Origin of the sequence: Microcystis sp. M083S1 (genome assembly GCF_020246405.1) — a bacterium.
Classification (GTDB): Bacteria; Cyanobacteriota; Cyanobacteriia; order Cyanobacteriales; family Microcystaceae; genus Microcystis; species Microcystis aeruginosa_C.
The window spans coordinates 1-7,512 of the sequence record NZ_JADBTB010000103.1 but is presented as its reverse complement, the minus strand read 5'-3'; the positions used below and the strand labels follow the sequence as shown (position 1 = coordinate 7,512).

Annotated in this window: 6 protein-coding genes; 2 read left to right on the top strand and 4 right to left on the bottom strand. The window is 45.6% G+C overall.

Features of this window, described 5'->3' with window-relative positions; translation table 11 throughout:
- Window positions 1-338: 338 nt before the first annotated feature.
- On the bottom strand, window positions 339-482 hold the full coding sequence (locus IM450_RS10420; RefSeq protein WP_002734821.1) for a high light inducible protein: 144 nt from the start codon (window positions 480-482) through the stop codon (window positions 339-341).
- A gap of 276 nt (window positions 483-758) precedes the next feature.
- Between IM450_RS10420 and IM450_RS10415 the strand changes: the two genes are divergently transcribed.
- Window positions 759-2,321 (top strand): B12-binding domain-containing radical SAM protein, encoded by a 1,563-nt coding sequence (locus IM450_RS10415; protein WP_002804122.1) that lies wholly within the window; start codon window positions 759-761, stop codon window positions 2,319-2,321.
- A 41-nt stretch (window positions 2,322-2,362) separates the two neighbouring features.
- Here IM450_RS10415 and IM450_RS10410 read toward each other — a convergent pair whose 3' ends face one another.
- The 3 genes from IM450_RS10410 to serA form a co-directional block, all read right to left on the bottom strand.
- Entirely contained in the window at window positions 2,363-2,809 is a 447-nt protein-coding gene (locus tag IM450_RS10410) for a molybdenum cofactor biosynthesis protein MoaE (protein WP_002804124.1), read from the bottom strand.
- Window positions 2,810-3,109: 300 nt separating this feature from the next.
- On the bottom strand, window positions 3,110-4,006 hold the full coding sequence (gene prmA / locus IM450_RS10405) for a 50S ribosomal protein L11 methyltransferase (RefSeq protein WP_287668988.1): 897 nt from the start codon (window positions 4,004-4,006) through the stop codon (window positions 3,110-3,112).
- A 266-nt stretch (window positions 4,007-4,272) separates the two neighbouring features.
- On the bottom strand, window positions 4,273-5,850 hold the full coding sequence (gene serA, locus IM450_RS10400) for a phosphoglycerate dehydrogenase (protein WP_002804127.1): 1,578 nt from the start codon (window positions 5,848-5,850) through the stop codon (window positions 4,273-4,275).
- A gap of 256 nt (window positions 5,851-6,106) precedes the next feature.
- On the opposite strand from serA, the gene IM450_RS10395 reads away from it, so the two are divergent.
- Entirely contained in the window at window positions 6,107-6,913 is an 807-nt protein-coding gene (locus tag IM450_RS10395) for an O-linked N-acetylglucosamine transferase family protein (protein ID WP_002804128.1), read from the top strand.
- The last annotated feature ends 599 nt before the right edge of the window (window positions 6,914-7,512 follow it).

The following is a 7,512-nucleotide window of genomic DNA, read 5'->3' as shown; positions in this document are numbered from 1 at the left end:
TTGACTTGTTTTAGTTTTTCTATTAAGCTCAACATATATTTGAAAGGTTGGCGGTCACTCCTCATTTTACCTGATAGTGATCGCTTTTACTTTTGATATTCTGATGGGAGAATGAAACAGCCCTACCCTTATCAAGGGGGGCAGGGGGGATCGAACCTAAAATCCATTTCTAATTTAATTATAACCAGCTACTTAGCTTCACGATCAGTGATTATTGTTTACCGATGACTGAAAAATCTCCCCAACCTCCCACTTAAAAAGGGAAAGAGCTATGCTCCTCCCCTTTTTTTAATAATTTATTCAAGACGATTGTAGATGCACACCAATCGAGGCTGAAATTACATTAAGCCTAATTGAGCAAGGATGCCTTTGTGGGTTAAGTATTCCGTAGCTACGCCAATAACGAAACCGAGCATGGCTAAACGACCATTCCAGTTTTCAGCGAAAGCGGTGAAGCCGAGTTTGTTTTCTTGCTTATCCATGGTGAATTGCCTTCCTATAATAAAATTGCATTTGATTCAAGTGCTTGATATTAAATGTAACATAACTTCCCAGACTATGCAACATTTGTTTACATAAATTTTATTAATGTTGACCATAAACTTTTATGGTGGCAGGGTCAAGGGTTGGCAATGGCGGCCGAAAATCAAGCCTGATCTTAGTTCTAGGGCTAAATAACGGTTTTCCCATCCCTGACCGAAAAAGATTACAATCAAGCGAAAGGTCAAGAATCGATCGCCATCGAGCGAGGAGTGAATATGCGTGCCTTACTGATTTATCCCGTTTTTCCGCCGACTTTCTGGTCCTATAACAAAATTCTGGAATTAGTCGATCGCAAAGTCTTACTTCCTCCCCTGGGTATGGTGACGGTGGCGGCGATTTTACCGCAGGAATGGGAATTTAAACTGGTCGATCGCAATATTCGGGCGGTGACAGAAGCAGAATGGGAATGGGCTGAAATAGTGATTCTTTCCGGCATGATTGTGCAACGTCAAGATTTAATCGAACAAATTCACGAAGCCAAACAACGGGGTAAACTGGTGGCTGTGGGTGGTCCCTATCCCACTTCTATCCCCCATGAAGTGGCCGAGGCCGATTTTCTGATTCTCGATGAGGGAGAAATCACCATCCCGATGTTTGTGGAAGCATTGGCAAGAGGAGAAACCAAAGGTGTTTTCCGCACCACAGAAAAACCCGATGTGACAATTACCCCGATCCCACGCTACGATCTGCTCGATTTTGAAGCTTATGATTCCATGTCGGTGCAGTTTTCGCGGGGCTGTCCCTTCCAGTGCGAATTTTGCGATATTATCGTTCTCTATGGTCGTAAACCCCGCACCAAAACCCCCGCACAATTATTAAAAGAATTAGATTATCTCTACGAATTAGGTTGGCGTCGGGGCGTGTTCATGGTGGATGATAATTTTATCGGCAACAAGCGCAACGTTAAATTACTCCTCAAAGAATTAAAGGTTTGGCAAGAAGAACACCAGTATCCTTTCCGGTTTAACACGGAAGCATCGGTGGATTTAGCCGCCGATCCCGAATTAATGGAAATGATGGTCGATTGTTACTTTGATGCCGTCTTTTTAGGCATTGAAACCCCCGACGAAGAAAGTTTACAATTAACCAAAAAATTCCAAAATACCCGTAGTTCCTTAACCGAGACGGTAGATAAGATTATTAAAGCTGGATTGCGCCCTATGGCGGGATTTATCATCGGTTTTGATGGCGAGAAAAAAGGAGCGGCCGATCGCATTATTAATTTTGTCGAAGAAGCGGCCATTCCCACGGCTCTCTTCGGAATGTTACAAGCTTTACCCAATACCGCCCTATGGACTCGCTTGGAAAAAGAAGGACGACTACGATTAACGGGGAAACAGGACATTAACCAAAGTACCCTAATGAATTTCGTTCCCACCCGGCCGATCGAAGATATTGCCACAGAATATATTGAAGCCTTCTGGAAATTGTACGATCCGGAGGTATTTCTCGATCGCACCTATCGCTGTTTCCTGAAATTAGGCGCACCTAAAGCGAAACCTGCCTTTAAACTGCCTCGCCGGGCCGATCTCTATGCCCTAGCGGTAATTATCTGGCGACAGGGCTTTAAACGTTCCACTCGCTGGAAATTCTGGCAGAATTTATTCGGTATTTTGCGTCATAATCCCGCCAATGCCGAACACTATATCACTGTCTGCGCCCACAACGAGCATTTCCTTGAATACCGTCAGATTGTCCGGGATGAAATTACGGCACAATTAGCCGAATTCCAACGCCAAGAGGCATTAATGGCGGAAAAAACCGTCATAGCTGCCTAATTATTCCGAGGATGGGTTTATTTACCCATCCTTAACCCCATTTATCGATTTTCCAGTTCACAAGCCCCAATACTAACCCATTGACTAGAACCATCAGACCAGTATTCTTTTTTCCAGATCGGGGCATTATGCTTGAGAGTATCAATAGCATAACGACAGGCTGCGAAAGCTTCCCCCCGATGGGGACAACCCACCGCTACTAAAACGCTAATTTCACCGATTTTTAGCTTACCGGTGCGATGGTGAATGACAACTCGATTAGTATCGGGCCAGGTTTGCCGAATTTGCCGAGCAATTTGCCGGAAAACCTCCATCGCCATGGGTTCGTAGGCCTGATAATCAAGATAAATAACTGGTTTACCGTCGGTTTGCTCCCGTACAGTACCACTCATTAGTACAATAGCCCCATTAGCCCCATCATCGGCTAATTGATATACTTCCTGCAAAGATAAGGGAGCAAAACTGATGCGAAAACTATCTTGAGTCATGGATGAGGTGATGGGGGTGTGGGGTGTGGGGTGTGGGGTGTGGGGAGAAGGGAGAAACAATCCATGACTTGGGAGTTAATCGTACTATTAAAAACGGATTTAGTATTATTTGTAGGAGTTTTGCTAGGCAAGGTTTTGAAGACTATATTTCTAGAAAATTATCCCTATTCTTCTCCCTTCCACACAAAAACGAGAAGAGCCTCAAATCCGATAACTGATCACTGCTCACTGAAAACTCAAATCTGATAACTGCTCACTGATAACTGATAACTGATAACTGATTCCAGGCTGACAGCTATATTAATCCACAGCGCGACGAATTTGCAGACAACACCATTCTTGACGTTTCCACAGGGCAGCCACTGTCCAGCCTTGGCGTTCTAAAATATCTGTAACTGCTTGTGCTTGGGTAACAAGGATGCCGCTTAAAATTCCCCAAGTGGTGGGTTTTGCCAGACGGGTGATTTCCGGCATTAAAGCGATAATTGTCTCGGCTAAAATATTACAAACGATGCCATCGACACCATCGGGCATTAATTCCAATAACTCCCCGACACTACCGTGATTAATAGCTAAATTTTCGGGGTTAATCCCGTTGAGATGGCGATTACTGCGCGTCGCACTCACCGCCAGCGGGTCTGTATCCACAGCATAAACTTTTTTGGCCCCTAATAAAATCGCCCCGATCGCCAGTATGCCGGAACCACAACCGATATCGGCGATAATTTTATTCTCTGGATGGCTACTTAAACGCATTTCTAGGGATTCTAGACATAATTGGGTGGTGGGGTGCGTTCCCGTGCCGAAAGCGGAACCGGGGTCAATTTTAATCACCAATCTCTCGTTATTTTCCGGGGGATTTAACCAAGCAGGACAGATCAAAAAGCGATCGCCGATCTCGCTGATCTGCCAATGTTGTTTCCAACTGCTGGCCCAGTCTTCCTCGTCCATTAACTGCCAATGGCTGACAGGTTCGGGAAAACCTAAAATCAAAGCATCTTGCTTTAACCAGAGGCTTAGTGCCTCTAAATCAGGCAATTGCGCTTTAATTTCTGGTATATAGGCCTTAATCTCTAAAGAGGATTGTTTTTTAGCGGTGGCCGTTCCCGAACAGCCAAAATCTTCCAGTCTCCAGAAAACCGTTTCTTCGAGACTAGGTTCGCACAAAACCGTAATTTCCCACCAACTATTAGACATATATCAGTTATCAGTGATTAGGTATCAGTTATCAGATTTGGGTTTTCAGTCAAAAGTATTAAGTGGCAAGTTCCGAGCTTTCCTTTCACTGATTACTGATTAAGCTAAGACGCATTTAAACCGCTTATTCTTAGATTAGCCCCCCTTGCCCCCCGACCCCCCCGATGTCGGTAGTAGGGTTGATTCATGAATCAACCCTACCTTGAATCAACCCTAGGGGGGTGGGGGGTTGCCTCTTGCCTTCAGAAGCTGATAACTGATTTAATCTAGAGTTTTACCGTGTAAGCATCGCGGATACCGGGGACTTTAGTAATTTCCGAGAGAAGACCTTCCGGTAGAGGATCATCAAGACTCAGGGCCATAACCGCGTCACCGCGAATAATTTTGCGTCCTACCTGCATACTGGCGATATTGACATTAAAACTGCCTAAAAGTGCGCCAATTTTGCCGATAATACCGGGCATATCTTGGTGAAGGGTGAATAACATATGATTACTCGGAGGCACGTTAATGGGGAACTCATCGAGGTCAGTAATGCGGATTTCTCCCGTACTTAACAGCGCTCCGGTGACGGAATGGGTCCCCATGGAACCATTGGCTTCCAAATGAATCGATCCCGAATAGTCGCGGGTGGAAGCATCCCGGGTTTCGATTACCCGGATACCGCGTTCCTTAGCTTCGATCGCCGCATTAACATAGTTTACCCGTTCCCGGAGGGCTTGGGAAAGTAAACCCTTAATTGCCGCTATCACCAGGGGTTGACTGTCTTTAGTGGCCAATTCTCCCTGTAAACGGACATTTAACGAGTCACAGCGACCTCCTGCTAACTGGCTAACGAGATTACCCATAGTTTCCGCTAATTGCAGGTAAGGGCGCAGTTTTTCCATAACATCGGGAGTTAGTCCGGGGATATTAACGGCCGAACGCGCTGGCAAACCGAGGAGGACATCGCGAATTTGTTCGGCCACATCAATAGCCACATTAACCTGTGCTTCCGTAGTCGATGCGCCTAGGTGGGGAGTGAGGATGACGTTAGATAATTCTCTTAATCTAGATTCGCCTAAAGGTTCCTGTTCAAATACATCCAAGGCTGCCCCGGCGATTCTACCGGATTCGAGGGCTTCAATTAAAGCCAACTCGTCGATAATGCCGCCGCGGGAACAGTTAATGATGCGGACAGTGGGTTTCATCTTAGCGATGGTTTCCCGACCGATGAGATGCTGGGTTTCGGGAGTTTTCGGGACGTGGAGGGTGATAAAATCGGACTCGGCAAAGAGTAGTTCCAAATCCACTAGGGTGCAACCGAGTTGATCGGCGCGTTCTTTGGAAATAAAGGGATCGTAGGCGAGAATTTTCATGCCTAGGGATCTAGCAACGGCGGCGACGTGGGAACCAATTTTCCCTAAACCGACGACTCCTAGGTTCTTTTTATAAACTTCTGTGCCGATAAAGCGATTTCTTTCCCATTTATTCGCTTTTACCGACTGATTGGCATCGGGAATATGACGGGAGAGGGATAACATCATGGCCAAGGCGTGTTCGGCAGCGGCGATCGTGTTACCTTCGGGAGAGTTAACGACAATAATCCCCTGACGGGTGGCCGCGGGAACATCGATATTATCGACTCCTACCCCTGCGCGGCCGATAATTTGTAGTTTGCTGCCCGCTTCGACGATTTCCTTAGTGACGCGGGTACTGGAACGGAGCATCAGTGCGTCGTATTCGGGGATAATTTGAATGATTTCCTCGGCGGATAGTCCTGTTTTCACGTCCACTTGGGCAACCTGTGACAGAATTTCTACTCCTACCGGATCGATCGAATCGGATACCAGAACTTTGGCCATAATCTTTATAACGTGCTTTATTCAGTCTACGGGCAAATGCTAGACCAATATTCGGGTCTAGCCGCAATAGCCCATTTTAGAAGCAAAGGGTGCAGTCTATGGCAAAATTAGCGAAAAGATTTTAGGTTGTCCTTCTCATGGTCGTCCATGGTGTCGATGTCAGCCTCTTGCCGTTGTAACTGAGATATGGCCAATTTAATCACGGTGGCGATCGAGTTTTCCGCTTCTTTTTCTAAGGCTTTTTCTAGGGCTGCTATTGCTTCTGTATCCTTCGGCTCCCCTGCAACTCCACTATCTGGGTTATCCTGATACCCTTGGTGCAGATTTTATCCCCTACATTCTGGGCGATCGCTTTTTAATTCCCCCAGATTTGGCGGAATATTACAGGGAAACTTTAGTGGAATTACCCCACGTTTTTGTTACTACTCCTTTGTCTTTTTCTGAACCACCGCCATCGCGGTCGGAACTGGGATTACCAGATGAGGGATTTGTCTATGCTTGTTTTAATCGCACTGATAAATGGTCGCCTGAACTCTTTGCTTGCTGGCTGGAGATTTTGCAAGCTGTACCCAACGCTGTGCTGTGGTTGGCGGAGTCTTCTGAGGATATTTCCCAAACCCTGCGAGCAAAAGCGAAAACCGCAGGCGTTGACCCAGAGCGTCTTGTCTTTTTAGTTCAGCGTTCCCCATGGGAATTCATCTCTGTGTGTCGGCAGGCAGATTTGTTTTTAGACACGTTTCTGTATAATGGCGGAGCGACTTCTGTTTGCGCCATTCAAGCTGGCGTTCCTTTACTGACTTGTCCTGGAGATACTTTTGCTTCGCGAATGGGGATGAGTATTTGCCACGCTGCTGGTTTAGAATCTTTTGTCTGTGAAAGTAGGGAATCCTATCAAGTCCAAGCAATTTATTGGGGGACCCACTGGGAGGAACTGCGCCAATTCACTCAGCAATGGCAGCAAAAACAGGGAGATTTACCACTATTTCAACCGGCTACCTGGATTAAAGCAATGGAAACTCAGTTAATGAATCTTTGGCAAAACCAAATAAGGAACTGTATTTAGGGTTTGCTGAATAAGTTTTTCGTGGGGGTAGGGTGTGGGATGTGGGGTGTAGGGTTTTACCGATTTTCATCTGGTCAATTACCTAAGTAGCTGGTTATATAGTCATTTCAATTAAGATTGAGAATATTAATGCCAGAGTTCATAAGGGTTTAACTGGTCTAGAGTGTATTTGCCTTTAATCCCCCCTTGATCCCCCCTTGATAAGCTGTCCTTTAGTCACATCTTTCTTAACATTTCAAACCTTTGTCGCACATGGCTTTCAAGACTCGGTTAACAATCTGTAATATTCCTTGTTGACACCCTTACTGACAAAGAAAAAACTGAAATCAAGTCAGGATAAGGGTTGGAGTGCTTACTGAAAAAATTGTTAAGAAAGATCCCTATAAGGGATAGCTTGATAAGGGGGGTGCCGATAGGCGGGGGGATCTGAAAGTTTTTAATACCTATCTACTTAGGGCTTGCTGAATAAATCTAAAAACCTTGCTGGATAAGACTTTTAGCCTTTTTTGAAATCCAAAAGTACCAGATATGGGAGTGATCAGGGGGAAATTCAGCTACTTTTTCCCTGAAAATTAGGTAATTGACCCCCTCAAAATCGG